Below are 26,576 nucleotides of genomic sequence, written 5' to 3'. Positions count from 1 at the left end.
GAGACCTTCTCTGGTCACACCACCGCACCGCTGTCAGCGACGACGACCGCTCAGCGCAACCCGCATTCTGCCTGCGCGGTAGCTCAACGAGACCCCCGGCTCGAAAGGCTCGCTTCCGCATGTCTGCCCTCACGCATACCCGAACGACCCCTCGCACCCCCGCCCTGCGCGAGATGCGATTCCCCGGCGCCTCCACGGTCCCCAGCCAGCCGCTCAAGATGACGTGGCCGCGGCGACTGGCCACGGCCCTCGTGCTGACCGACGCCCTCTCGATCGCCTGCGCGGTCGTGGTCGCGCAGTTCCTCCGCTTCGGCAGCGGCACCGGTTCGGTCGCGAACGATCAGCTCTACACCGCGTTCGGCATCGCCGTGGGCGTCGTATGGCTCGCCGCGCTCTCGGCGACCCGATCCCGCGAGACCCGCATCATCGGCGTCGGGCTCATCGAGTATCAGCGCGTCGTGAACGCGACCCTGTGGACCTTCGGGCTGCTCGCGATCCTCGCCTTCCTCGTGCGGCTCGACGTCGCTCGCGGCTACCTCGCGGTGGCGCTCCCCGTGGGGCTCGCCCTCATCGTGGTCGGGCGGATGTCGTGGCGGCGTGCGCTCGTGGCGCTCCGTCGTGAGGGGCGCTGCCTCACGGGCGCCATCATCGTCGGACCTGCCGCGGACGTGCGTCGCGTGATCGAGCAGCTCCAGGTGAACCTGCGCGCCGGCTTCCGCCCCATCGGCGCCGTGGTCACCGACGGCCGGCGGCTGCGCGAGTACGACGGCGTGATCCCTCTCGTGACGGTCGACGAGCTCGCGGCGACGAGTCGCCGCACGCGCACCCGCGCAGTGATGATCGCCGGCAACCTGCCCGGCGGTCACGAGCAGATCCGGGACCTCGGCTGGCAGCTGGAGAACTCGAAGGTCGAGCTCATCCTCGTCTCGCGGCTCACCGATGTGGCCGGCCCCCGCATGCACCTGCGCCCGGTTCAGGACCTGCCCATGGTGCACGTCGACCTGCCGCAGTTCAGCGGCTTCAACCACGCGCTCAAGCGGGCCATCGACGTCGCGGCCGCGGGCTCCGCCCTCATCCTGCTGGCGCCCCTGCTCGCCTTCTGCGCGATGGCGATCCGCCTGTCGAGCGAAGGGCCGATCATCTTCCGCCAGACCCGGGTGGGGCTGCGCGGTCAGCCGTTCACGATGTTCAAGTTCCGCTCCATGGTGGTGGACGCCGAGGCGCGCCTCGCCGGGCTGCAGGCCGAGCGCGATGCCGGCAACGACGTGCTCTTCAAGATCAAGGACGACCCGCGCGTCACCCCGATCGGGCGGATCATGCGGCGGTTCTCGCTCGACGAGCTTCCCCAGTTCGTCAACGTGCTCATCGGCGACATGAGCCTCATCGGCCCGCGCCCGCCGCTGCCGCGCGAGGTCGAGAAGTACGAGGACCGCGTCAACCGGCGACTGCTCATCAAGCCCGGCATCACCGGCCTCTGGCAGGTGAGCGGCCGCTCGAATCTCAGCTGGGAGGAGAGCGTCAAGCTCGACCTCTCCTATGTCGAGAACTGGTCGGTGACCGGGGATTTCGTGATCCTGCTCAAAACCATCCGCGCCGTGTTCCGTTCGGACGGGGCGTACTGACCCTCAACCCCCCAGGAGGATGTCATGTCTTCGACACTGCTGATCTGTTCCGGCGGCGGCCATCTCAAGCAACTGTTCACCCTCGCACCACGGCTCGGGATCGCCCCCGAGAAGCAGCTCTGGGCGACGTTCGAGAACGGCCTGTCGACGAGCCTGCTCGCCGACCGACGCGTCGTCTACGTGCCCTTCGCGGCGCCCCGTGCGGCGTTCGCGGCGGCGCGGATCGCGCGCATCGTGCGCCGTCTGCTCGAGACGGAGGACATCGAGGCGGTCGTCAGCACCGGCTCGAGCCCCGCGGTCGCGGCGCTCCCGCAGGCCGCCCAGCGCGGCATCCCCGCGCACTACATCGAGTCGGCGGCGCGCGCCGACGGGCCCTCGCTGAGCGGCAAGCTCGTGTCGCGATTCCGCCGCATCGACACCTATACGCAGTACCCGGCCTGGGTCGGCGATCGCTGGCGCTTCGGCGGGGCGATCTTCGACGCCTTCGCGCCGGGCGAGGTGCACGAGCGCCCCGTGCGGCGTGCGGTCGTCTCGCTGGGCACCCAGGACGGCTACCGCTTCGACCGACTGCTCCGCGTGCTGGTACCGCTTCTGGCGGGCATGGAGGTGGTCTGGCAGACCGGTCCCGAGGACGTCTCGGCGTATGGGATCGACGGGAGGGCGTCGGTGCCGCACGCGGAGCTCGCCCAGGCGGTCGCCGAGGCGGACGTCGTGATCGCGCACGCCGGTGTCGGCGCGGCGGTGACCGCGATCGAGGCCGGGAAGCACCCGATCCTGGTGCCCCGACTCGCCCGCTTCAAGGAGCACATCGACGACCACCAGACGCAGATCGCCGACGAGCTGACGAGGCGCGGACTCGCCTCGCGCGTCGATCCGGAGAACCTCGACCTGGAGGCGCTGCACGCGGCCGCCGCCCGCAGCGCGGTGCCGGTCGCGGCGCCGCCGTTCCAGCTCGTCCCCGGCGTCGCGGCCTGAACGCGGCTCAGGGAGCGTTCGCGGCACCGGCCACATCGTCGGCGAGCTCATCGCCGTCGATGCCGGCCGGTGCCGGCTGTCCGTCGCCGACGGGCTCGATCCGCACCTGATCCGCATCGGTCGGATGCAGGTCGCCGCCCACGCGGTCGACCACGTCGACCGCGCCCTCGCGGTTGCCGTCCGCATCCAGCCAGTCCGGCCGCTTGCACATCTTGCGGTTCCACTCGGTCACGATCGTGTTGCTCACGACCGATGCGCACTCGCTCAGGTAGCCGACGATATTGCGGTCGAAGACGTTGCCCGGCACCGAGCCCCAGCGCACCGAACCGTCGAGGAAGGTGTTGTTGCGCACCACGAGGCCGCGGGCGCCCGGATCGCGCAACTCGGCCGCAGAGCCGCCGCCGCAGCGGTCGGACACCTCGACGCAGCCCTGCACGAAGTTCGCCTCGATGACGACGTCGACGATGCCGCGGCCCCCGCCCGAGATGATGATGCCGGCGTTGTAGCAGGAGGAGATCCGGTTGCCGCGGATCTCGACGTCGTCGACGTCGAAGAGCTGGATGCAGTCCGCGTGACGACCGTTGTCGACCTCCTGGTCGAAGTCGCGGATGGTGTTGCCCGCGATGAGCACATCGCTCGCCCCGCCGATCTGGATGCCGTCGAGCGAGCTCCCGTTGTGGATGAGCGAGTCGCGCACCTCGACGTGGTCCGCACGCACGAAGATCCCTCCGCCGTCGACCTCCGAGCCTTCGATGCGGGAGCCGTCGGCGCCGTCGTCGAGGAACCAGGCGCCCTCCACGCGGATCCCCGCCCAGACGACCGGCGTCGACGACCGCAGTTCGCCGAATCGGGCGACGACGCCGTCGGCGGCGCGGACGGTGAGGGGCGCCTCCGGGGTGCCGCCGCCGTCGCGCAGTGTCAGGTCACCGTAGTCGCCCTCCGCGAGCTCGACGGTCCCGCCCGCCGGAGTCCGGGTGAGCGCCGTGGCGAGCGTGCACGGGGCCGCCTTGCTGCAGTCGCCGCTCCCCGACGGCGCGGCGTAGCGGGTCTCGCCGGGTGCTCCGCTCGGCGCGGAGGCGGGGGCGACGCATGCCGTGAGGGCGAGGAGCGCCCCCGCGGCGAGCGCCGCGGAGGAGGCGGTGCGCGGGCGACGCATCAGGGCTCCACCGGCACCGCGGCGAGGGCCGTCCACACCAGCTGGGAGATCGTCGTCTGGCCCAGCAGCGAGGGATGGAAGTAGTCGATGGGGGAGATCTCGTCGCGGGTGAAGGCGTGCGCGTGCAGGGCGCCGCCGTCGGTGGCGCACCGCGGGGTCGCCCCGCAGACCTCCCCGATGATCGCGTTGAAGGCGTCGACGCGGTCGGCCACCTGGGCGCGGCGTTCGACGGCATCGGCGGTCGTCGACCCCGCATCCGCGAAGAGGGACTGGCAGGAGGGGTTCGCCGCCCAGGCCTTGAGGGCGCCGTTCTCGTCGTGCAGGGCCTCCCACACGAGCTGCAGATCGGGCACCGACATGACGAGCACGTACGGTCGGCCGGGCGCGGTCGCGAGCGCCTCGAGCAGGGTGGTCAGCTGGGCGCGGAAGTCCTCGGGGGATGTCATCCCCTCGACCCTCCGCGCACAGGCGTCGTTGGCGCCGAGCAGCACGATCGCGAGCCCGGGGTCGGCGTCGACGAGCTGGGGACCCGCGGCGGCCGCCGCCGACATCCGGGCGCCGCTGCGGGCGAACGCCTCGACCGTGACCCCCGGGTTCTGGGCGCGCGCCCGATCCCGGAGGGAGCCGACGCGGGGGTCGTCGCCGGTCGCCCAGGAGCCGGAGGCGCAGACGTCCTCACCCGGGCAGGCGTGCACCCCGAGGGTGATGGAGTCGCCCACGACCGCGATCGAGGTGACCTCGTCGACGACCGGGGCGTCTTCCGGGAGCTGGGTGGCGACGGGTTCCGGAGGACGGTGGGTGAGGGGAGCCTGCTCCTCGCAGGCGGTCAGTGCGAGCGCCAGGATCGCGGCGAGCGCGATCGCCGACGGGGCACGCGTCATCGAGATCCGCCCTCCGCCACCTGCAGTCCGGGTTCGGTCGAGAGCTCGAGGGCGGGATCCTCGATCGGATCGACCGCCGGGTCGACGGCGGATCGGCCGCCGCGCATCCGTCGGGCGAACGACACGAGCTCCGCGAGGTCCCGGCGGTAGGCCGGCAGCGCGAGGGCGAGCAATGCGGGTGCGAGTCCGGCGGCGCCGCCGATCAGCAGCTCGAGGATGTCCGGCAGCTGGATGGTCCACGTCGAGGCCGCCGCGGCGCCGAAGCCGAGCAGCGCGAGGATGAGCGGCCGCACGACCGGCCGCACGACGTCCCCGGCCCGCACGAAGGTGCCTCGGATCGCGATGACGAAGCCCGGGACGAGCTCGAGCACGGTCACGATCGCGTACATCGCGGCGACGCCGTAGATGCCGTTCCAGACGACACCCAGGATGAAGCCGCCGACGAGCACGGGCTTGGTGATCAGGAAGTACAGGAACTGCCGGTGCGCACGCCCGAGGGTGATGTACAGCCAGCCCTGCACGTTCGCGATCGCGTGACACATGCCGGCGATCGCCAGGAGCGAGAACACGAGAGCCGCGGGCCCCCATCCGGGACCGAGCAGCAGTTCGATGAGCGGTCCGGAGAGTGCCGCCGCCACCGCGTAGGCGGGCAGCGTGAGGTATCCGATGACGAGCAGGGAGCCGCGGATGTAGCGGCGGTAGCGCTCGGGGTCGTCCTGGAGCGTGCTCAGCACCGGCAGGGCGACGCGCCCGAGCGGTCCGTTGAGCTGTTGCAGGGGGAGCAGGAAGAGCGCGTAGGCGCGCGAGTAGAAGCCGAGCTGGGTGGGGCCGAGCTGCTGGCCGATGATGACGTTGTCGAGATTCTTGGCCGCGTAGTTGAGCAGCTGCACTCCGAAGATGCTGCCGCCCATGCTCAGCAGCGGTTTCACCTCCGCGCCGATCCGCGGCCGGCCGAAGCGGGGGCGCACGAGCACCCACAGCGCGATGAGGCGGTAGAGCTGCCCGGCGCCGGCGAGCACCACGAGCGCCCAGACGCCCCAGCCGAGCAACGCCGCACCGATCGACAGCGCCACCCCGACCACCATCGAGACGACGTCGAGCTGGGCGAGTGCACCGAACCGCAGTTCGCGTTGCAGGCGCGCCTGCAACGGCATCGCGAGTCCGTTGATGAGCAGTGTCGGCGCGATGACCAGGGTGAGCACGATGAGCCGCGGCTCCCCGTAGAGCCAGGCGAGGAGCGGAGCGAGGGCGGCGACGATCACGCTGAAGCCGGTGCCCAGCAGCAGGGAGAGCCACATGATCGACGCCCAGCCGCGTTCGCCGATCGCGCGCGCCTGGATGACGGCGCCCGTGAGCCCGAAGTCGCGCATCAGATCGGCGGCGCCGACGACCGCGGTCACCATCGCGAGCAGACCGAAGTCGGAGGGGGCGAGCAGCCGCGCGAGGAGCACCGTCGACGCCATCTGCACGAGGGTCTTCATCCAGAGCCCGCCCGCGGTGACCGCCGTGCCGCGCGTCGCCTTCCGCGCGAGGTCGTCGGGGATCGCGCGCGCGCCGTCGCTCACGTGCGGCTCGTCTCGTCGCGCATCCAGCCCGTGACGGCGCCGCGCGGGGCGAAGCGGGGCGCGAGGTAGCCGGCGGCGTACACGGGCAGCGCCACCCAGAGGCTCGGCCGCCGGGCGACGCGCGCCACGAGGCGGCGCACCCCCGAGGACGAGGTTCGGCCCCCGAGCTCGGGGAACCGTTCGCCGAGCTCGCGATTGCCGGCCGCGATGCGGGTCGCGCGACGGATCTGGGCGCGGAGGGTGCGCGGAGCCGGAACCGTGAAGGTGCCCGGGCTCGTGTCGCGCTCGTGCGCGGCGAACTGCAGCTCCACCCAGCGGTCGTCGGCGATGATCTCCGGGAACTCCGCGAACCGGGCGCGCCCGAGCGCGGAGAGGCCGTAGATCCCGGATCCGATGTGCCCGCGGCGGCGGTAGTCGGAGTGCTCCCACACCCGGAAGTACTGGCGTGCGAGCCAGCTCGACCGGCTCGCGTCGACCACGAGGGCGGGAGCCGCCGCGAGCGGGCCGCCCGGCGCGGAGAGCAGCTCGGCGAGGGCGATCAAGGTGGCCGAGTCGACGCGCACGTCGGCGTCGACGAAGGCACGGACCGGATGCGAAGCGGCCCGGTCGCCCGCGGTGAGGGCGGCGATCTTCGAGCTCGCGCCGAGTTCGACGACCCGGATGCGCGCATCGACCGAGCGCGCCCGCTCGGCGGTGTCGTCGGTGCAGCCGTTCGCGACGACGATCACCTCGAGCCGACCGTCCGGGTCGCCGGCGATCATGCGCGCGAGATTGTCGACGATGATCGTCGCCTCGTCGTGCGCGGGAACGATGACGCTCATCGCGGCGCTCATGCGTCCAGCCGTTCCGCGACGGCCGGTTCGGTCGCGATCGCCTCATCGGGTGCGCGGGTGAGCAGCCAGGACCCGACCGCCCACAGCACGCACAGCACGAAGAGCGTCTGCATGAACCCGAAGGCGTCGTAGAAGAACATCGCAGCCGCGTAGCCGACGGTCGCCGTGGCGATCACGAAGGCGAGGTCCCGGAATCGACGGGGCACCCGGCGCAGCATCGAGTGCCGATACAGCACGACGGTCGGCACGACGAGGAAGATCGCGAGGCCGATCACCCCGATCACCCCCGCATCCATGAGAATCGCGAGCACCTGATTGTCGAGGATGAAGCCGTTCTTGTCCTCGCCCACCACGATCCGCCCGCCGTAGCCGCCGCCGAAGATCGGATGCTGCGCGACCTGCGCGAACGCGGGACCGAGGTCGGCGAGCCGCCCCGCCCCGCCCCATCCCGCCGAGGTGTACTGCGAGGCGATGAGGGAGTCGACGTCGAGGAAGGAGAGCAGCGTGGTCTCGATGGTCTTCGGGGTCACGACGAGCCCGACGAGCAGCAGCGGCAGGGTGATGGCGACGGCGCCGACGGCGATGAGCGGTCTCAGCAGCAGGGTCGCGAGGAACATGACGGCGAGCACGACCACGCCGGTGCGGGAGACCGCGACCGCGATGCCCGCGACGATCACCAGCCCGAGACCGCCGTAGAGGATCGCGCGCGAGACCGCGTTGAGCGGTCGCGTCGCGTACCGGGCGAGGTACACCACGAGCGGCAGGAGCATGCACAGCATCACCGAGAGCGCGATGGGGTGCTGCGCGGACCCGAAGGAGCGGGAGCCGCCCGCGCGATACGCGTCGACCGCGTCGCGCAGGAGCGTGAGCGGCAGCAGATCGCCGATCCGCAGGAACACGTTGATGCGTGTCGCGCGCTCGAACACGGCCGCCGCAGCCACGAAGCCCCCCGACCAGGCGAGGAAGGTGAGCACCGACATGACGAGTCGCTCGCCCGTGAGGAACTGGTTCACGAGGAAGAACATCGACAGCACGAAGAGCAGGTTGAGGAGGCCGCCGAAGGCCGTCCCGAGCAGTCCCTCCCGCGCGAGCGGCACCGCGTTGACGATGATCGAGAGCACGAGCGTGCCGATGAAGATCGCGATCGGGATGCCGAAGCGCACGCGCCGCAAGCGGAGCCCCGGCGTCGAGATGAGCACGATCGCGCTGCCCACGAGCACGAGCACGAGCAGCAGCCGGTACGGCTCGAGTTCGAACGGCAGCCCCGCCGGGATCGCGTAGGCCCGGATCGGGATGAACATGATCACCGCGAGCAGGGCGAACAGGGCCGTGGTGGGACCGAGGATCCGTGAGCCGTACGGTCTCGTCTCGGGGGGTGTCCCCGTCGTCGTGGTGAGCGCCATGGCGGTGCCCGATCAGTGCGACTCGGACGCCAGCTGTGCTGCGGGGATCCCCGGGAGCCCTTGCGGGGTGCTCCGCACTGTCGAGGGCTGCGCCTCGTGCGACTGCTCCGCCTTCGCCTTCGCGCGCGCCCGGTTCTCACGCACGTTCCAGCGGGCGAAGGCGGCGATCACGAAGGCGAGGAAGACGGCGAGACCGGTGGCCATGAGCGGCAGGATCGAGCTCGACTTGCTGACGTTCACCGCGGCGGCCTCGTCGATCGTGCTCAACTGCACGCGCGAGTCCACGGGGATCGCGGCATCCGACTGCTCATCGGCGACGTACTGCTGGAACACGTCGTTGGCGGTGCGCGAGATCTCCTCCGCGCGCGAGGGGTTCGTCGAGAATCCCGCGATGTCGAGGATCGGCAGCGAGAATCGGCCCGGGTTCTGCTCGTCGCCGCCCGGCTGGGTGGTGCGACGGACGGCCGAGATCGACTCGGTGGAGGCGAGTGCGCCGATCTTCTCCTCGACCTGCGCGCGGATCTCCGACCCCGCGACGATGTAGGCGTAGACGACGGCCGTCTGGGTGAGGTCGCGCGCTTGCGGCGCGGTCGTGCCCTCGGCGACCGTCTGCCCGGGGATCTCGGAGCCGAAGATCGGCTGGCTCGCGCTGCCGACGAGCACCGTCGAGGTGGCACGGTACACGGGGAGGGTGCGGGATTGGAGGTGCCCGTCGGAGATCGTGTAGCCGGCGGCGAACGCGGCGATCACAGCGACCACGAGACCCACGAGAAGCAGCCACTTGGAGCTCCACAGGATCTGCAGGTACTTGGGAATGTCCATTCCTGGGCCTTCTTCCTATCGGGGGTCGAGAGGACTTGTGGAAGGGCACCTTTGCGCTCACACGGCGGGGGGTTTCGTGCGATGCGGAGACTACTCCAATGCACACAGCGTGCCAGCAAGCGTGTTACCTGCGCCATCACCGGGATGTTGCGCGCATGTTAAAACTGGACGAACAGCGCGCATCCGTCCCCCGAAAGGGTTGCATTCCCCGCCCGGGCTCATCCATGGTGGCAGGCATCACCTGATCCCGACGGAGGTGAGCGCCATGACGTCGACCCCCGGATCAGAGAGCAACGATCGGCTTTCTGTCGTCTACTCGTTCCCCCACGCCTTGGGCGCGCCCGGAATCGGCTGGACGGCGTGGAATCAGGTCGTCGAGCTGATCGCCGCGGGCCACCGCGTGCACCTCGTGGTGGCGAGCCTCGCCCGACCCGTGCCGGGCGCGGCCGGCGTGCGGCGCACCCTCGAGCTCAGCGGGGTGCGCATCCCGCACCGCGCCCTCGGCCGCGATCGCGCCCTCGCGCGCCATGACCGCATCGCCGCCGCTGTCGTGCGCAGCGTCCGCCCGGACGTCGTGCACGCCTGGCCTCTCGCGGCGCGACGCACGCTCGCGGCGGCGGCCGGGATCGGCGCGGCGGGCCTGCGCGAAGCCCCCAACACCCACACGGCTCACGCGTATCGGGTGGTGGCCGAGGAGTGCGCCCGCCTCGGCGTCGTGCTGCCCGCGACCGCGTCGCATGCCGAGAACGCGCGGCACCTCGCGATCGAGCAGCAGGAATGGGACGCCGCGACGGCCGTGCTCGTGCCATCGGCACCCGTCGAGCAGAGCTTCCTGGATCGCGGGCATCCCGCCGAGCGGCTGCAGCGGCACCGCTACGGCTACCGACCGGGAACGACGCTGCCGCGGACCGTCCCCGACGACGGGCCGCTCACGGTGCTCTTCCTCGGGCGGGTGGAGCCCCGCAAAGGTCTCCACTACGCGCTCGAGGCCTGGCGCGACTCGACGGCGGCGGGCGAGGGGCGATTCCTGATCTTCGGCGACGTCGTGCCGTCCTACGGAGCCTTCCTCGCCCCGCTGCTCGACCAGCCCGGAGTCGAACTGCATCCGTTCACGCGGGAGCCGGCGGCCGCCCTGGCCGCGGCGCACGCCCTCGTGCTGCCGACGATCGAGGAGGGCAGCGCCCTCGTGAGCTATGAGGCGCAGGCCGCCGGGTGCATTCCGCTCGTCTCGACCGCCGCCGGTGCCGTGCTGGAGGACGGCGTGCACGGCCTGCTGCACGCACCCCGCGACGTCGACGCGCTGCGTCGCCAGTTCGAGCTGCTGCACGAGCGTCCCGCCGAGCGCCGACGCCTCGCGGCCGCGGCCGCCGCCCACGCGCCCGAGCTCAGCTGGGCGGCGGCGGGCGTCGCCCTTGTGGCGGCCTACCGTGCCGCGCTTCGGGGGGTGAGAGCGGATGCCGTCGCCCGCTGACCTCGCGGTGGTCGTGTGCACCCGGGAGCGTCCCGAGATGCTGCGGCACGCCCTCGAGACGATCGTCCGGTTCACGCCGCGGCAGACCCGGCTCGTCGTCGTCGACTCGGCATCGACGACCGCTGCGACGCGCATCGTCGCGCTCGAGGCCGGCGCGAGCTATCTGCGCACCGACATCAAGGGGCTCTCGATCGCCCGCAACGTGGGCCTCGCGGCCAGCGCACGCGACTTCCTCGTCTACACCGACGACGACTGCGTCGCGATCGACGGCTGGATCGCGGGCATCCTCGCCCATTTCGCCGACGCCGACGTCGGCGCCGTGACGGGGGAGATGATCGACGCGGCGACCGCGACCGAGCACATCCCCGCCCAACCGCGGCGCATCACCCGCACGATCGACGGACTCGACGCGGGGCACGGTGCGCTCATGGCGTTCCGTCGTGAGGCGCTCGAGTCGATCGGCGGCTTCGACGAGGTGCTCGGTGCCGGACGGCTCCTCGCGGGCGCCGAGGATCTGGACATCTTCTGCCGACTGCTCGACGCGGGCTGGACGATCACCTACGACCCCGGCTGCGTCGTGCACCACGCCCACACGCGCGACGACGACGCCTACGAGAAGCTCTACCTCGGCTACGGTCTCGGCCTCGGCGGACTCATCGGCAAGTGGCTGCGGCTGCGCCCCCCGCTCGGGGTGCGCATGTTCGGGGTGCTCGCGGGCCGCAACTTCCGCCGCATGCTGCGCTCCTGGCGGCACCCGCGCAGCGGGCCGGCCGAGCGCGCCATGCTGCGCGGCATCTTCCGCGGGATCGGTGCGGCGACGCGCATGCAGCTGGTCGCCGGCCGTTTCGTCGACGCCACGCCGCCGGCCCCCATCGTGCTGGCATCCGTCTCACAGGAGGAGGTCTGACCGTGCAGTCCGCCGAGCTCATGCGCACCCTGGACGAGAAGTTCATCGCCGACCCCGCCGCCTACGCCGCGATGCGCCCGGTCGGGACGATCATCGTCGAGGGTGCGCCGTTGCGCACACCCGAGGGCGAGCTCGATCGCGACGCGGTCCGCGCGGTCGTGGCCCGCGCGGTGGCCCTCTTCCCGCCCGCCCGTCAGCGGCTGCGCGAGATGCCCCTCGGGCTCACCACCCCGGCCTGGGTCGCGGCAGAGCCCGACCTCGACTACCACTTGCGATTCCATGACGAGCCCACCGAGGCGGAGCTCGCCGCCCTGCTCGGCGGCGCCCTCAACGGCGAGCTCGCCCTCGACCGGCCGCTGTGGTCGATCCTCGCCGCACCGCTCTCCGACGGCGACGTCGCGATCATCCTGCAACTGCATCACGCGCTCGGAGACGGACTGTTCGGGCTGCGCTTCGTCGACGCCCTGACCGCGAACGACCCGGTGGACGCGTCCGTGATCCCCGAGGCGGAGGAGCTGAGCTCCCCGCGGACGGCGCTCGGCATCTGGCGGATCGCCTTCCGGGAGTGGCGCTCCGCCCATCCGGGGCTCGGAGCCCAATGGCGCGAGTACTGGCGCAAGCCCGTCGTGCGGCGCGTGCGCCGCACGGGCGGGCGCCTGCTGCGGTCGCGGCGGTTCGCGCGCGCCGTACCCGCTCCCGCGCGGAGGCACGCGATCCGCGTGCTCGACTACGCGGAGGCGAAGGCGGCGGCCCGGGACGCGGGAGCCTCGATCCACGATCTGCTCGTGACCGCGGCCCTCGAGGCGGTCGGCGAGCTGCTCGGCGATCCGCAGCCGGCACTGCTCGTGCCCATCTCGCGACGCGCGGGTACCGGCGGCGAGCAGCGCAACCACATCTCGATGATCCGGGTGGCCGCGAGCTCGGATCGGGAGGATCTCGTCGCGAGTGTCGCGGAGCAGGTCGCGACGGGTGTGGCCGGCGAGGCGCCGGCGCTCCCCGCACGGCCCGATTGGCCCGGCTACGCCTCGTTCCTGCCCTGGCGTCCCCGCCCGCGCTGGTTCGGGGCGGGCGCCGTGCGCTCGGTGAGCCTGTGGCCGGTTCTCGCGCCCGATGACCGGCTCGGCGTGTTCGGCTCGCTCCACAACGGGCGGTTCTCGATCGCGGTGGCCACCGAGTCGGGGCTCGACGCGGATGCGCTGCTCGAGCGCGTGCACGAACGGCTGCTGACGCCGCGCGGCGCGGTCGCGGTGGGGACGCCGGCCGAGGCGATCCGGGAGGCATCGTGAGCAAGAGCAGCGGACTGATGCGGTCGCTCCTGGACGTGCGCACCTATCTGCACGGTCTGCGGCTCGCGCACTTCTCGTCGTATGCCCACGTCCGGCAGCTGCGACGGCTGCATCGCGGGGCCGCGGTGTCCTTCGCCCCCAACGTCTCGTTCCGCAACGCCGAGCGGATCACGATCGGCGAGGGCAGCCACATCGGCGAGTTCTCGATCATCTGGGCGGGCAACTCGACGGGGCGCATCACCTTCGGCCGCAAGTGCCTGCTCGCGCCGCACGTGACGATCACGGCATCCAACTACGGCGTCGACCGCGGCACGCCCGTCATGGACCAGCCGAAGGTGGAGAAGGACATCACGATCGGCGACGACGTGTGGCTCGGCGCCAACGTGGTCGTCGTCGCGGGGGTGACGATCGGCGACGGCGCGATCGCGGGGGCGGGCGCGGTCATCACGCGCGACGTGCCGCCCTTCGCGATCGTGGGCGGTGTGCCCGCGAAGGTCATCGGCTGGCGACCCGAGGCGGGCGCACCCGAGCGCGAGCGCGCCCCGCACGACCGTGCCGAGCTCGTCGCGGCGGGGGAGGAGGCCTCGTGAGCCGTCTGTCGATCGTCGTGGTCTCGTACAACACGCGCGAGGCGACCCTCGCGTGCCTGCGTTCGGCGCGGGCCGACGACCCGGATGCCGAGCTCGTGGTCGTCGACAACGGCTCCGTCGACGGCACGGTCGAGGCGATCCGCGATTCGCTCCCCGCGGCAACGGTCATCGCCGCAGGCGAGAACCTGGGGTTCGCGCGCGGGGTCAACCGCGGGGCCCGGGCGGCGGGCGGCGAGCGGATCCTGCTGCTCAATCCGGACGCGCTCGTGCTGCCGGGAACGCTCGCCGCGCTCACGGGGTTCGCCGACGCGCACCCCGAATACCGGCTGTACGGGGGCCGCACGGTCCGTCCCGACGGCGAGCTCGACCCGAGCTCGTGCTGGGGGGAGCCCAGCTGGTGGTCGCTCGTGTGCTTCGCCACCGGGCTCTCGACGGCGTTCCCGCGCACGCGCGCATTCGACCCGGAGTCCCTGGGATCGTGGCGGCGCGACTGTGTGCGCGAGGTGCCCATCATCACGGGATGCCTGCTGCTCGTGTCGCGCTCCGACTGGGAGGCGCTCGGCGGCATGGACGAGGACTACTTCCTCTACGGGGAGGACGCCGACTTCTCGCGCCGGGCCCGGGCCGCGGGGCTGCGCCCCGTCGTCGTCCCGGACGCCGTGATCGTGCACGAGGTCGGCGGATCGACGGCATCCGCGGGACGCAAGATGTGCATGGTGATGGCGGGCAAGGCGACCGATGCCCGGAAGCACCGCGGCCGGATCGGAGCGGCGGCGGCGATCACCCTGCTGCAGCTCGGCTCCGCCCTGCGGGCCGCCCTGGAGCGCGTGACCCGGCGTCGCAGCGACACCTGGCGCATCGTGTGGGCGCGCCGGCGCGACTGGCGCCCCGGGTATCCCCGCGCGCGCGCCACGATCTTCGGCATGCCCGTCGAGGCGGTGGCGGCATGAGCGAGCGGAGGTTCACGGTGGAGGCGGAGCCCGCCTTCCGCACGGCCGCCGCGAACCCGTACAACGCGGCGCTCGCCCGGGCGCTCGCCGGGGAGGGCGTGCGGATCCGCGACCTGAGCTACCTGCGCCTCGCCTTCGGCCGCATCGATGTCGTGCACCTGCACTGGCCCGACCTGACCTTCTTGTCGGGTCACCGCCCGTCGATCATGCGCGCCCGGCTGCTGCTGTTCGGCGCGGCGCTCTCGCTCGCCCGGCTTCGCGGCACCCGGCTCGTCTGGACCGTCCACAACCTCGAGTCGCACGAGACCCGCGGCACCCCGGTGCTGCGCGAGCGCCTCCGACGGATGCTCGCGCGCGAGCTCGACGGCATCCTCGCGCTCTCCCGCTCGAGCCTCGACGCCGCGCGCGCAGCGCATCCCGAGCTCGCAGCGCTCCCCGGCTTCGTCACCCCGCACGGGCACTACCGGGAGGACTACGACTTCTCCGCCGGGCGCCGCGAGGCGCGGGAGCGTCTCGGTCTGCCGGAGGACGCGACCCTCATCGTCGCCGTCGGGCAGGTGCGGCCGTACAAGAACATCCCCGCCCTGCTCGAGGCCTTCCGCGGTGTCGCCGGATCGCCGCGGCTCGCGGTCGTCGGCAGGGCCTCGCCGCCCGCGCTCGGCGAGGAGATCGCGCGGCTCGCGGTCGAGGACCCCCGCGTGATCCTCGACCCCGAGTTCCAGACCGAGGAGCGCATCGCCCTGTGGGTGCGGGCCGCCGATCTCGTCGTGCTGCCGTACCGGAAGGTGCTCAACTCGGGGGCGGCGATGCTCGCGCTCTCCGGCTCGCGGCCCGTTCTCGTGCCCGCCCTCGGCTCGCTCGTGGAGCTGCGCGACGAGCTCGGAGACGACTGGGTGCGCCTCTTCCCGGAGCAGCTCGACGCCGCCGAGCTCGAGGAGGCGATCGCCTGGGTGCGATCCCGGCCCGCCGACGGCACGGTAGACCTCTCCCCATACGACTGGCATACTGTCGCGCAACGCACCCTCGACGCGTATCGGGAGGTGCGGAGCGCCCCACGCCCCGCCTCCCGAGGCCGCGCGGCCGCTTCCCCAACCGAACATCGATCGACGACCGGCTCCCCGATAGTGCCAGTTGCCACCGCACCCGAACCCGATGCGGTGTCGCACGCCTCCCTGTGAGGCACGAAATTGTCCTGGAGCCCCCCGATGAACGACACGCGTACCCGACGCCTCCCACTGCTCGCCGTCACGACCGCTCTCCTCGCGGTCCTGGCGATCCTCACGGCCACGATCGTGGCGCTCGCGAGCGATTCTCCGACGCTGCCCGCTGGCGGGTATCTCGTCTCGTTCGACGACCCCTCCGACGCCGACCATCTCATCGACGCGCTCGGACTGGAGCCGAGCCAGGTCTACGGGGCGGCGGTCTACGGCGCGCACGTGCAGCTCACCTCGCGCCAGGCGACCGCGCTGTTCGCGGACGGCCGTGTCGACGGGCTCTCGATCGACCGGGTCGTCGTGGGGGCGGCTGCGGGGCAGGTCGTGGGGCCCGTCGTGGGCACCACCGAGGCGGACCAGCCGCCGGTCAACGCCGGAGACGGCGCGGGGGAGTGGGACGGCCCCGCGGTCGCGGTGATCGATTCCGGTGTCTGGGCGCACTCCGACATCAACCTCAAGCAGCAGGTGAACTGCTTCGGTTCGGGCACCGGTGACGACGCGAACGGACACGGCACCGGGGTCGCCGGTTACATGGCGGCGAAGGACAACAACCAGGGCATCGTCGGCGTCGCGCCCGGCGCCCCCGTCTACTCGATCCGCGTGCTCGACAACAAGAACAACGGCACGATCGCCGGGATCGTCTGCGCGCTCGACTGGGTGGTCGCCAATGCCGCCCAGTACAACATCAAGGTCGCCAACATGAGCCTCGCCACCTGGGGTTCCGACGACGGCAACTGCGGCTACTCGAACGCCGATGTGCTGCACCAGGCGGTCTGCCGCGTCGTCGCGGCGGGGGTCAGCGTGGTCGGATCCGCCGGCAACACCGACGACGACCTCGCCGAGCTCATCCCGAGCTCCTACGACGAGGTGCTGGCGGTCACCAACTACGCCGACTTCGACGGGCGTCCCGGCGGCCTCGGCGTGAAGCCCTGCGCCGACCCGGTCACCGACGACGGCGTGCACGACAAGTCCAGCTTCGCCACCCAGCCGGCCGACCGCGCCCACACCATCGCGGGCATGGGCACCTGCCCGTACACCGCCAAGAAGGGCGGCGCGTACGCCTACATCCAGTCCGGAACCAGCATGGCGGCGGCCTCGGTGAGCGGCGTCGTGCTCGACTGCTACGCCGCGCAGGGCGCCTGCGTCGGCGCCTCCCCGGCCGAGACGATCCAGATCGTGCGGCACCAGGCGGAGGTGGCGGCGCTCACCCGCGGCCACGTCTTCGACGGCGACCCGCTGCACCCGATCGGCGCGCGCTATTACGGCTACGCGGCATCCGTGATCCCGGCGGATGGCGTGCCGACGCCGACCCCCACCCCGACCCCCACGCCGACACCTACCCCCACCCCGACACCCACGCCCACCCCGACCCCCACGCCCACCCCGACACCCACCCCCACCCCGACACCCCAACCCGAACCCGATACGCAAGCCCCGGCAGTCGCGATCATCAGTCCGACCCACGGACAGGTCGTGAGCGGAGTGGTGACCGTCGCGGTCGCCGCCACCGACAACGTCGGAGTCACCGCGGTGAGTCTCTGGTCCGGATCCCAGAAGCTCGGCGACGCCACGCTCGCCGGCGATCTGTGGGTCCTCACCATCAACTCGGCGCAGTACCGCAACGCGAACTATCCCGTGACTGCGAAGGCGCAAGATGCGGCGAGGAACTCGGGCACGAGTGCCCAGGTGACGGTCACGATCAGGAACTGACGATGAGGGGGCGGTACGCATGTCGATGCGACAGTGGAGGGGGCGCGCGAGGCGCACCCTGATCGGGGCGGCCGTGGCCGCCATGGTCGCGGCGGGGCTGGCTCTGCCGGCCACCGCCGCGGTGGCGGCGGGCGCCGTGCGGACGGTCGCCCCCACGGGGAGCGGCAGCGCGTGTTCCACGGCGGCGCCGTGCGACCTCGTGACGGCCGTCCGGGCGAGCGGCCCGGGCGACGTCGTGGAGCTGCGCACCGGCAGCTACGGCGAGTACACGCTCTCGGGCGCCGGCGGCACAGCCGCCGCGCCGCTCACCGTGCGCGCGGCCGCGGGGGCCCAGCCGCGCATCGTCCGCATCACGAGCTCGGTGCCGTCAGTGGTCTGGACGGGGCTCACGATCACCGGCACCTTCTATCTCAACGCCCCCGCCGCGGGGTCGACGCTCACCGGGATGCGCTTCGACGGCGGGGGGCTGTTCCTGCGCAGTTCGCGCGCGACGGTCACCGCGAACACCTTCGGCGGCGGATCCTCGATCGACGGCATCCAAGTCGGCCGTGCGTCGGACGTGCTCATCGAGGGCAACACGATCACCGGCTACAACCAGTCGATCGCCAACGGGTACCACGCCGACTGTCTGCAGATCTTCGACAGCTCCCGCGTGACCGTGCGCGGCAACCGGCTCGCCAACTGCTACAACGCGGGGATCATCCTCTCGCCGGGCGACGGCACCGGGATCACCGACGTGCTCATCGAGTCGAACTTCATCCAGGGCTGCGTCGTGCGGACGGCGGCGTGCGAGGGCGGCTCCGCCGTCGACCTGCGCCCGCCGAAGCTCAGCGGGCTCGTGGTGCGCGGCAACACGATCCTCGACGGCTCGACGCGCCTCATCCCCTCACCGGGCCTCGTGTTCGACCGCAACATCGTGGGCTACCTGTCCGACTGCACGGCTCCCATCACCAACACGGTCGTGCTCTCCTGGAACGCCGCGATGTGCGCGCAGCCGGCGGCGCTCGGCACCAACGGCAACCGCTACGGCACGGTCGACTTCGTCGATCGGGACGGCGGCGAACTGCACCTCGTCGATCCGACGCAGGCGCGCATCGCCGGCCTCGGCGGCCTCGCGACCGCGCCGGAGGACATCGACGGACAGCTCGCCGACTCCCGGCTCGCCGGCGCCGACAGCGTGCCGGGCGCCGTGCTCGGTCCGGTTCCCGCGCCCGTGCCGCCGGGCGGCGGATCGGGCAACGGCTCCGGCGGCGGCGGCTCGAGCGGCGGCGCGCCCACGGTCGCGCTTCCGGCCGCCACGGGCGCGCAAGCAGCGATGCCCGGCATTGACGGGTACTTCGCCGCCAAGGGCGTCACCTCCGCCAGCAGCTTTACGATCTCGATCGACGGCAAGGTGAAGGTGCGCGGCATCCGGGAGACGAGCGGGTGGAGCGTCGCATGGGCTCTCTCGGGGGTCGCCCCGGGAAGCTATCCGAGCGCTGCCGTCGTGACGACGGCGAGCGGTTCGACGGTGTCGCTTCCCGTCGTCCTCAAGGTCGTCGCGGCCCCCGCCGCCGTCCGCGCCACGACGCGGCGTTAACGGCAGGTAAAACCTCCCCGTTCGGGGGGTCCGCGATCTTGACACCCGCGGACCCCCCTGTCACCGTGGTGGCAGCAACTGTTGGACGGGCGGACTCCACCCCCACAGGGAGTCCTCCCCGTTCACGGTCGATGGGGATTGCGTCACCACCCCGATGGGTGACGTCAGTTGAGTACTCGGAACTCCTGACGCAAAGGACGTACCCGTGAACATCCCCCCGCGCATCACCGTGATCGGCACCGGCTACCTCGGCGCCACCCAGGCCGTCTGCATGGCTCACCTCGGCTACGAGGTCGTCGCGGTCGACGTGGATCCCGCCAAGGTCGCGGCCCTGGCCTCCGGGAAGCTGCCCTTCTTCGAGCCGGCGCTCGACACCCTGCTCGTGGAGACCCTGGCCACCGGGCGCCTGCGCTTCACGACCGACTTCGACCTCGCCGCCGAGTTCGGCGACGTGCACTTCATCTGCGTCGGCACCCCGCAGTCGAGCGGCTCGGACGCCGCCGACCTGCGCTACGTCGACGCCGCCTTCGGCGAGCTGGCCCGACGCGTCACGCGCAAAGCGCTCCTGGTGGGCAAATCGACCGTCCCCGTGGGCACCGCCGACCGGCTCGCCGAGCGCATCGTCGAACTGTCGCCCGCGGGCGCGGAGCTCGAACTCGCCTGGAACCCCGAGTTCCTGCGCGAGGGTTTCGCCGTGGAGGACACCCTCCGTCCCGATCGCCTCGTCTTCGGTGTGCGCAGCGCCTGGGCGGAGCAGATGCTGCGGGCCGCCTACTCGCCCCTTCTCGCGGCCGGAACGCCAGTCGTGGTCGCGGACCCCGCGACCGCGGAGCTCGTGAAGGTCGCCGCGAACTCCTTCCTCGCCACCAAGATCTCCTTCATCAACGCGATGGCCGAGGTGTGCGAGGCGGCGGGGGCCGACGTCTCGCTGCTGGCGAAGGCGCTCAGCTACGACGACCGCATCGGCGGACGTTTCCTCAAGCCGGGCCTGGGCTTCGGCGGCGGGTGCCTCCCCAAGGACATCCGGGCGTTCCGCGCGCGTGCCGAGGAACTCGGGGTGAGCGCCGCGGTCGCCTTCCTGCACGAGGTGGACCAGATCAACCTGCGACGCCGTTCGCGCACCGTCGACCTCGTCCGCGAGCTCGCCGGGCGCAGCCTCCAGGGGGTGCGGGTCGCCGCGCTCGGTGCCGCGTTCAAGCCCGACTCCGACGATGTGCGCGACGCACCGGCCCTGGATGTGGCCCGGCTGCTCTACCTCGAGGGCGCGAGCGTCGTCGTCTACGACCCGCAGGCGAACGCCAACGCGCACCGCGCCTACCCCGACCTCGACTACGCGGACACCCTCGGCGAGGCCGTCGACGGTGCCGACGTGGTCGTCCTGCTGACCGAATGGGCCGAGTTCGTGACCGCCGATCCCGAAGACATGGGCGTGCTGGTCGCACAGCGCCGCATCGTGGACGGCCGCGGTGCGCTCGACGTGGCCCGCTACCGAGCCGCCGGCTGGGAGTACCGGGCGCTCGGCCGCCCCGCCGAAGTCGGCGCGGCGCGCCCCTAAAGTTCTGCCGGGGTCCGGGGTTTATCGGGAACTCCGGCCCCCGGCAGACACCCTTCAGGGAATACCACATAATCCATGCGGTTGCATCAGGTATGCCTGAACCTCTCAAGATCGACATCTGGTCCGACATCGCCTGCCCCTGGTGCTTCATCGGAAAGCGCAAGTTCGAGGCGGGCGCCGAGCTCGCCGGCGTGCCGGTCGAGGTCGAGTACCACTCCTTCGAGCTCTCGCCCGACACCCCCGTCGACTTCGAGGGCGACGAGTTCGAGTTCCTCGCGCACCACAAGGGCATCCCGGTGGAGACCGCCAAGGCGATGATCGGCCGGGTCACCTCGATCGCCGAGTCGGTCGGCCTGCACTACGACTACGACGCCCTGCAGCACACCAACACGGTGAAGGCGCACCAGCTGCTGCACTACGCGAAGGCGCACGGCCGTCAGCTGGAGATGAAGGAGCGCCTGCTCCAGGCCTACTTCGAGCAGGGACGCCACGTCGGCCGCATCGCGGACCTCGCCGACCTCGCCGCCGAGCTCGGCTTCGACCGGGACGACGTCGTGCGCTCCCTCGAGGCGGACGAGTACCTCGCCGATGTGCGGGAAGACCAGGCGGTCGCCGTGGAGTTCGGCATCCAAGGAGTGCCGTTCTTCGTCATCGACAGGAAGTACGGCGTCTCGGGCGCCCAGGATGCGTCGACCTTCGCCGAGGTGCTGACGCAGGTCGCGGCCGAGAAGGCGGCATCCGACACGGTGGACGCATGAGCGGCCTCATCCCGCTCGGCGCCCCCGACGCGGTCGTCTGCGAGGGCGACGTCTGCGAGATCCCGGGAACCCAGGGGATCGAGGAGCGTTCACCCCGCTGATCGAGTAGCCGCGAAACGGCGTATCGCGATCACCGCGCGGGAGCCGCCTCCGAGATGTCGGCGACGGTCGCCCCGAGCCCCGCGATGAGCGCGTCGGCATCCACGAACAGGCTCACGCCGTGCTCACCGGCGCCCATCGAGACGCGGCGGCCGGCGACGCGCTCGTCGACGTACACCGGCCACGCCGTGGTCGAGCCGAGCGGGGTGATGGTGCCGCGCTCGTAGCCGGTGGCGTCGAGCGCCTGCCCCGCGTCCGGCAGCTGCAGCTTGTTGACGCCCACGAGGGCACGGAGCTTGGGCCAGGAGATCACCCGGTCGCCGGGGATCTCCGCGAACAGGAAGGTCCCATCGGCGCGTTTCACGACGAGCGACTTGACGATGTCGGCCGGGGTGATCCCGAGAATCGCGGCCGCCTCCTCGAGCGAGTTCGCCGCCTGGCGGTCGATGAACTCCACCGGGATGCCGCGTGCGGCGGCATCGGCGGCCACCCGTTCGCGTCCTGAACCCATGTCCGGCCTCCTCTCGGCTCGATCTGGAAGAATCGAGGGGATGTCCACCCTATTCGCGCCCCCCGCCCCCGCGCTCTCGATCGGCCCGCTCCGACTCGAGGTGCCGGTGGTGCTCGCGCCGATGGCGGGCATCACCAACACCGCGTTCCGCCGGCTCTGCCGCGAGTACGGTGCCGGTCTGTACGTCTCGGAGATGATCACGAGCCGTGCGCTCGTCGAGCGCACGCCCGAGTCGATGCGCCTCATCCGTCACCACGAGTCCGAGACACCGCGCTCGATCCAGCTGTACGGCGTGGACCCGAAGACGGTCGCCGAGGCGGTCCGGATGCTCGTGGCAGAGGATCGCGCCGACCACATCGACCTCAACTTCGGCTGCCCGGTGCCCAAGGTCACCCGCAAGGGCGGGGGAGCGGCGCTGCCCTGGAAGATCGGACTGTTCCGCGAGATCGTCGAAGGGGCCGTGCAGGCGGCCGGCCCGCTGCCGCTCACGGTGAAGATGCGCAAGGGCATCGACTCCGACCACCTCACCTACCTCGAGGCGGGCCGCGTGGCGGAGGGTGCCGGAGTCTCGGCGATCGCCCTGCACGCCCGGACGGCCGCCGAGTTCTATTCGGGAACCGCCGACTGGTCGGCGATCGCGAAGCTCAAGCAGACCGTCACGAGCGTGCCCGTGCTCGGCAACGGCGACATCTGGTCGGCGGCGGATGCCGTGCGCATGGTCGACGAGACCGGGTGCGACGGCGTCGTGGTCGGCCGCGGCTGCCTCGGCCGCCCCTGGCTGTTCGGCGACCTCGCGGCCGCATTCTCCCAATCTCGCTGGTCGAGTAGCCCGCGCAGCGGGCGTATCGAGACCACCCCCACCGCCCAGCCCACCCTCGGCGAGGTGGCTCAGGCCTTCCGCCGTCACGCCGAACTGCTCGTCGAGTTCTTCGACGACGACGAGAACCGCGCCTGCCGCGACATCCGCAAGCACGTCGCCTGGTACTTCAAGGGCTACCCGGTGGGTGGCGAGCTGCGTGCGGCTCTCGCTCAGGCCTCCAGCCTGGCCGAGATCGACGAGCTGCTCGGCCGGCTCGACGGCGACGAGCCCTACCCGGGCGCGGACGCCGAAGGCCAGCGGGGGCGCGCCGGCACACCCAAGAAGCCGGCACTGCCCGAGCGCTGGCTCGACAGCCGGGAGCTCCAGGAGACCCACCGCGCCGAGCTCACCGAGGCCGAGCTGGACACCTCCGGTGGCTGAGCTCGCGGCCGGAGCCGCGCGCTCGCCCGGCTACGGCGACGCGGACGTGGAGCGGATGCTCCCGGAACAGCACTCCACCCGCCGCAGCGACTTCGCCCGCGACCGGGCGCGCATCCTGCACTCGAGCGCCTTGCGCCGCCTCGCGGTGAAGACCCAGGTGCTCTCGCCGACCGCCGGGCTCGACTTCGCCCGCAACCGGCTCACCCATTCTCTCGAGGTGGCCCAGGTGGGCCGTGAACTCGCCGTCAACCTGGGCCTGGACCCGGATGTCGTCGACACCGCGTGCCTCGCCCACGACCTCGGGCATCCGCCCTACGGCCACAACGGTGAGAAGGCGCTCAACGACTGGGCGCACGACATCGGCGGCTTCGAGGGCAACGCCCAGACGCTGCGACTGCTGACCCGGCTCGAGCCGAAGGTGTTCGGTGCCGACGGCCGCGCCTACGGGCTCAACCTCACCCGGGCGAGCCTCGACGCGAGCTGCAAGTACCCCTGGCCCGAGCAGGACGGCATCCCCGACCCCTCCGGACGCTCCAAGTTCGGCTTCTACGCCGACGACACCCCCGCCTTCCTCTGGCTTCGAGAGGGCGCGCCCGAGCGGGTGCGCTGCATCGAGGCGCAGGTGATGGACCTCTCCGACGACATCGCCTACTCGGTGCACGACTTCGAGGACGCGATCGTCTCCGGCTACCTCGATGTGCCCGCGCTCTCCGGGCGCGCCGACCACGACGCGCTCGTCGACAGCATGGTGGTGTGGATCGGCGGCGAGTTCGACCACGCCACGCTCATCGCCGCCTTCGACCGGCTCGACGAGCTGCCCGACTGGATCGGCACCTGGGACGGCTCGCGGCGCGACCTGGCCCGGCTCAAGAACCTCACCTCGCAGCTCATCGGGCGCTTCGCGGCCGAGGCGGTGCGGGCGACGCGGGAGGCGTATCCCGCGTCGGCGCTCGCACGGTTCGGGGCGGACGTGGTGGTCCCGGACGCGACGCGGGCCGAGATCGCGGTGCTCAAGGGCATCGTGGCGGCGAATGTGATGTCCACCAACTCCCGCAAGCCGATCTACGCGCGGCAGCGCGGCATCCTCACCGAGCTCGCGGACGCCCTGTGGGCGGATCCCTCGCAGCTCGACATCGGCTTCGCGGCCGACTTCGCGGCGGCGGCCGACGACACCGCCCGCAAGCGCGTGATCGTCGACCAGGTCGCCTCGCTCACCGACCCGTCCGCGAACGCCTGGCACGAGCGTCTGGTCTCCTGAGCCCTCCCAAATCAAGGAGTCGGGCATCCCATCTCAAGGAGTGGTTGTGACTGCTGTGGGCAGAGTGGAGCGAGTAGCGCATTTCCCGCCTGGGCTCCTTGAGATGGGTTGCCCGACTCCTTGAGATGGGACGGATGGGACGGATGGGGCGGATGGGACGGATGGGACGGATGGGGCGGATGGGGCGGATGGGACGGATGGGACGGCTGGGACGGCTGGGGCGGATGGGGCGGATGGGGCGGCTGGGACGGACGGGGCGGCTGGAGGCTCACGCCAGCAGCAGCACGCCGAGGGCGATGAGCCAGAGCGACCAGAGGATGTAGCCGACCGGCACCAGGATGCCGGCGAGCGACCAGCCGCGGGGCTCGAACGGCCCGATGAACTCGAGCGCGCCGACCAGCAGCATGACGCCGATCACGACCCCGGCGATCGTCATCCAGAGCGGCAGCACGGGGGAGGCGCCGAGGGCGACGAGGATCGTCCAGGAACCGGTGCCGAGGTAGCCCAGGTGCTCGCCGACGGCGACGCCCAGGTAGCGGTGGAACGACTGGAACACGAGGTCGATGGTGCGCGGATCCGCTCCCGCCGCCCGCTCCCGGGCGAGATGCGGCACGAGGAACACCCATCGGACGAGGCCGAGCGCCTGAACCACCGAGGCGACCACGCCGACCACGAGCCCGATCGCGGCGAGGTCGGGGTCGGGCACGAGCCGCGCCGCGAGCACGGGGATCGGCAGGAAGGCGAGCGCCGAGAGGGCGAAAGCCCACCAGAGCAGGATGAGTCCGCTGCCGCCCGCGCGGAAGCGCTCCAGGATCGCTGCTGTCGGTTCGCGGAGGATCCCGGGATACGAGAAGCGCCAGGCGAGCAGGCCGTAGAACAGGTTGAAGGCGATCGGCACCGCGATGAGCAGGCCGGGCAGGGCGCTCACGGCGTCGCCTGCGTCTCCGCGATCGCGCGGGCGGCGGCCCGGCGGCGCAGCCACAGGGCGACGGCGAGCAGCACGGTGAGCACGAGCGACCCGGTGGAGCCGAAGATCACGAAGCCCTGCTCGGTGCTGATCGCGAGCGTGAGGCTCACGCCCCAGGCGATGACCCAGCCGAGCGTCGTGATGGCGAGCCACAGGAGTCGGCCGGTCGGCGGATGGGCGAACAGTTGCGCCGCCCCGAGCGCGAGTCCGGCGACCGCGGCTGCGAGCAGGGTGGCCGCGGGGGAGTCGGGCAGCGATTTCGCGACGATGATGGCGACGTCGGTGCCGATGCCGAGGCCGATGGCGCTCGCGATCGTCCAGCGCAGCAGTGGACGGCGCAGCGCCCAGGCCTGCGCGGCGCCCACGCCGAGGCCGACGACGGCGCCGGCGGCGAGGCCGACGATGGCGGAGGTGACGGGTCCGAAGATCCAGAAGGCGATGAGGCCGCCGAGCGGCGCCGAGAGCCAGAGCACGATCCACGGCACCACGCCGCGGAGCTTTCCGGGGGTGGGGTTCATGCGTGCTACCATAACGTACATGGTACGGTATAGCAACGACGACTCGCGGTCACCTCGTCCGCGCCGCCCCCGCAACAGCCTGAGCGTGGCCGAGATCACCTCCGCTGCCCGCGAGGTGCTCATCGAGAAAGGTCTCGAGGGCTTCACGATCCGTGCCGTCGCCGAGCGACTCGGGGCCGGCCCGATGGCGCTCTACACGCACGTGGCGTCGAAGGACGAGCTGCTCGACCTGGTGCTCGACGGGCTGCTCGGCGAGCTCGTCGCGAGGGACGACCCGAGCCGCCCGTGGGACGAGGTCGTCGTCGAGGCGGCGCTGCGCCTGCTCGCGCATCTGCGTGCGCACCCCTGGGCCGTCACCGCGCTCTTCGCCCGACCCGACCCGGGCCGGGGGGCGACCGCCGCGGGAGAGCTGTACCTCGCGGCGGCACTGCGGGGCGGGCTGGATGCGCGGCAGGCGGTCGAGCTGTTCACCGGGCTGCTCGCCTTCGTCTACGGCGCCGCCGGGTTCCTCGCGCCGGCCGCCCGCCCCGGCTCGCAGCGTCGCACCGAGGTCGCCGACCGCATCCGCGCGGCTCCTGCCGAGCACTTCCCGGCGACCGTCGCGGTGGCCGACGAGCTCGCCGACTACGGTTCGGACGCTCAGCTGCGGTCGATCGTCGAGAGTCTGGTGAGGGGCGTCGCAGCGGGCGACGCACGCCGATCCTAG

At 71.9% G+C, this 26,576-nt stretch carries 24 protein-coding genes; 15 read left to right on the top strand and 9 right to left on the bottom strand.

Annotated elements, in window-relative coordinates; genetic code table 11:
- Nucleotides 1-119: 119 nt before the first annotated feature.
- Nucleotides 120-1,622, top strand: coding sequence for a sugar transferase (locus tag FLP23_RS09740; RefSeq protein ID WP_149325680.1), 1,503 nt, complete (start codon nt 120-122; stop codon nt 1,620-1,622).
- 24 nt (nt 1,623-1,646) lie between these two features.
- The gene (locus tag FLP23_RS09735; RefSeq protein ID WP_149325679.1) at nt 1,647-2,597 is read left to right on the top strand and encodes a glycosyltransferase; all 951 of its coding nucleotides are present in this window, start codon (nt 1,647-1,649) and stop codon (nt 2,595-2,597) included.
- Nucleotides 2,598-2,604: 7 nt separating this feature from the next.
- Here FLP23_RS09735 and FLP23_RS09730 read toward each other — a convergent pair whose 3' ends face one another.
- Genes FLP23_RS09730 through FLP23_RS09705 form a run of 6 tightly spaced genes read right to left on the bottom strand, consistent with a single transcriptional unit; the run spans nt 2,605 to nt 9,257 of the window.
- On the bottom strand, nt 2,605-3,753 hold the full coding sequence (locus tag FLP23_RS09730; RefSeq protein WP_149325678.1) for a right-handed parallel beta-helix repeat-containing protein: 1,149 nt from the start codon (nt 3,751-3,753) through the stop codon (nt 2,605-2,607).
- Nucleotides 3,753-4,634 (bottom strand): GDSL-type esterase/lipase family protein, encoded by an 882-nt coding sequence (locus tag FLP23_RS09725; RefSeq protein WP_149325677.1) that lies wholly within the window; start codon nt 4,632-4,634, stop codon nt 3,753-3,755. The genes FLP23_RS09730 and FLP23_RS09725 overlap by 1 nt, the downstream gene beginning before the upstream one ends.
- Nucleotides 4,631-6,199 carry a lipopolysaccharide biosynthesis protein gene (locus FLP23_RS09720; protein WP_149325676.1) on the bottom strand — a complete coding sequence of 523 codons (1,569 nt, stop codon included), beginning with the start codon at nt 6,197-6,199 and terminating at the stop codon, nt 4,631-4,633. The genes FLP23_RS09725 and FLP23_RS09720 overlap by 4 nt, the downstream gene beginning before the upstream one ends.
- Nucleotides 6,196-7,032 (bottom strand): glycosyltransferase family 2 protein, encoded by an 837-nt coding sequence (locus FLP23_RS09715; protein WP_149325675.1) that lies wholly within the window; start codon nt 7,030-7,032, stop codon nt 6,196-6,198. Before FLP23_RS09715 ends, FLP23_RS09720 begins: the two co-directional genes overlap by 4 nt.
- Nucleotides 7,029-8,435 carry an O-antigen ligase family protein gene (locus tag FLP23_RS09710; RefSeq protein WP_149325674.1) on the bottom strand — a complete coding sequence of 469 codons (1,407 nt, stop codon included), beginning with the start codon at nt 8,433-8,435 and terminating at the stop codon, nt 7,029-7,031. Before FLP23_RS09710 ends, FLP23_RS09715 begins: the two co-directional genes overlap by 4 nt.
- A 12-nt stretch (nt 8,436-8,447) precedes the next feature.
- Entirely contained in the window at nt 8,448-9,257 is an 810-nt protein-coding gene (locus FLP23_RS09705; RefSeq protein WP_149325673.1) for a YveK family protein, read from the bottom strand.
- 265 nt (nt 9,258-9,522) lie between these two features.
- Here FLP23_RS09705 and FLP23_RS09700 point away from each other — a divergent pair, with 265 nt between their 5' ends.
- The 10 genes from FLP23_RS09700 (at nt 9,523) to FLP23_RS09655 (ending at nt 21,277) form a co-directional block, all read left to right on the top strand.
- A complete protein-coding gene (locus FLP23_RS09700) occupies nt 9,523-10,728 on the top strand; it encodes a glycosyltransferase (protein WP_168200419.1) in 1,206 nt (401 codons plus the stop codon).
- On the top strand, nt 10,712-11,635 hold the full coding sequence (locus tag FLP23_RS09695) for a glycosyltransferase family 2 protein (protein ID WP_149325671.1): 924 nt from the start codon (nt 10,712-10,714) through the stop codon (nt 11,633-11,635). Before FLP23_RS09700 ends, FLP23_RS09695 begins: the two co-directional genes overlap by 17 nt.
- A 2-nt stretch (nt 11,636-11,637) precedes the next feature.
- Nucleotides 11,638-12,921 (top strand): wax ester/triacylglycerol synthase domain-containing protein, encoded by a 1,284-nt coding sequence (locus FLP23_RS09690; protein WP_149325670.1) that lies wholly within the window; start codon nt 11,638-11,640, stop codon nt 12,919-12,921.
- A gap of 17 nt (nt 12,922-12,938) precedes the next feature.
- On the top strand, nt 12,939-13,511 hold the full coding sequence (locus tag FLP23_RS12575; RefSeq protein ID WP_210413840.1) for an acyltransferase: 573 nt from the start codon (nt 12,939-12,941) through the stop codon (nt 13,509-13,511).
- Nucleotides 13,508-14,461 (top strand): glycosyltransferase family 2 protein, encoded by a 954-nt coding sequence (locus FLP23_RS09680; RefSeq protein WP_210413838.1) that lies wholly within the window; start codon nt 13,508-13,510, stop codon nt 14,459-14,461. Before FLP23_RS12575 ends, FLP23_RS09680 begins: the two co-directional genes overlap by 4 nt.
- Entirely contained in the window at nt 14,458-15,639 is a 1,182-nt protein-coding gene (locus FLP23_RS09675) for a glycosyltransferase family 4 protein (RefSeq protein WP_149325668.1), read from the top strand. The genes FLP23_RS09680 and FLP23_RS09675 overlap by 4 nt, the downstream gene beginning before the upstream one ends.
- Nucleotides 15,640-15,666: 27 nt before the next feature.
- Nucleotides 15,667-17,385 (top strand): S8 family peptidase, encoded by a 1,719-nt coding sequence (locus FLP23_RS09670; protein WP_149325667.1) that lies wholly within the window; start codon nt 15,667-15,669, stop codon nt 17,383-17,385.
- Between the two features lie 82 nt (nt 17,386-17,467).
- Nucleotides 17,468-18,964, top strand: coding sequence for a right-handed parallel beta-helix repeat-containing protein (locus FLP23_RS09665; RefSeq protein WP_246140120.1), 1,497 nt, complete (start codon nt 17,468-17,470; stop codon nt 18,962-18,964).
- A gap of 211 nt (nt 18,965-19,175) precedes the next feature.
- Complete coding sequence (locus FLP23_RS09660; protein ID WP_210414040.1) at nt 19,176-20,519, top strand: UDP-glucose dehydrogenase family protein; 1,344 nt, start codon at nt 19,176-19,178, stop codon at nt 20,517-20,519.
- Nucleotides 20,520-20,611: 92 nt separating this feature from the next.
- The gene (locus tag FLP23_RS09655; protein ID WP_149325664.1) at nt 20,612-21,277 is read left to right on the top strand and encodes a DsbA family oxidoreductase; all 666 of its coding nucleotides are present in this window, start codon (nt 20,612-20,614) and stop codon (nt 21,275-21,277) included.
- 130 nt (nt 21,278-21,407) lie between these two features.
- Here FLP23_RS09655 and FLP23_RS09650 read toward each other — a convergent pair whose 3' ends face one another.
- On the bottom strand, nt 21,408-21,887 hold the full coding sequence (locus FLP23_RS09650; protein ID WP_149325663.1) for an aminoacyl-tRNA deacylase: 480 nt from the start codon (nt 21,885-21,887) through the stop codon (nt 21,408-21,410).
- Between the two features lie 40 nt (nt 21,888-21,927).
- Here FLP23_RS09650 and dusB point away from each other — a divergent pair, with 40 nt between their 5' ends.
- Entirely contained in the window at nt 21,928-23,127 is a 1,200-nt protein-coding gene (gene dusB, locus FLP23_RS12510; protein ID WP_246139955.1) for a tRNA dihydrouridine synthase DusB, read from the top strand.
- Entirely contained in the window at nt 23,120-24,385 is a 1,266-nt protein-coding gene (locus FLP23_RS09645; protein WP_281290298.1) for a deoxyguanosinetriphosphate triphosphohydrolase, read from the top strand. The genes dusB and FLP23_RS09645 overlap by 8 nt, the downstream gene beginning before the upstream one ends.
- A gap of 268 nt (nt 24,386-24,653) precedes the next feature.
- On the opposite strand, the gene FLP23_RS09635 is transcribed toward FLP23_RS09645, so the two are convergent.
- Entirely contained in the window at nt 24,654-25,313 is a 660-nt protein-coding gene (locus FLP23_RS09635) for a DUF4386 family protein (protein ID WP_149325660.1), read from the bottom strand.
- On the bottom strand, nt 25,310-25,870 hold the full coding sequence (locus tag FLP23_RS12285; protein WP_168200417.1) for a hypothetical protein: 561 nt from the start codon (nt 25,868-25,870) through the stop codon (nt 25,310-25,312). The genes FLP23_RS09635 and FLP23_RS12285 overlap by 4 nt, the downstream gene beginning before the upstream one ends.
- 85 nt (nt 25,871-25,955) lie before the next feature.
- Between FLP23_RS12285 and FLP23_RS12280 the strand changes: the two genes are divergently transcribed.
- Nucleotides 25,956-26,576 carry a TetR/AcrR family transcriptional regulator gene (locus FLP23_RS12280; RefSeq protein ID WP_168200416.1) on the top strand — a complete coding sequence of 207 codons (621 nt, stop codon included), beginning with the start codon at nt 25,956-25,958 and terminating at the stop codon, nt 26,574-26,576.

Origin of the sequence: Protaetiibacter larvae, assembly GCF_008365275.1 — a bacterium.
GTDB lineage: Bacteria > Actinomycetota > Actinomycetes > Actinomycetales > Microbacteriaceae > Homoserinibacter > Homoserinibacter larvae.
This window is presented reverse-complemented; position numbering and strand designations above follow the sequence as displayed.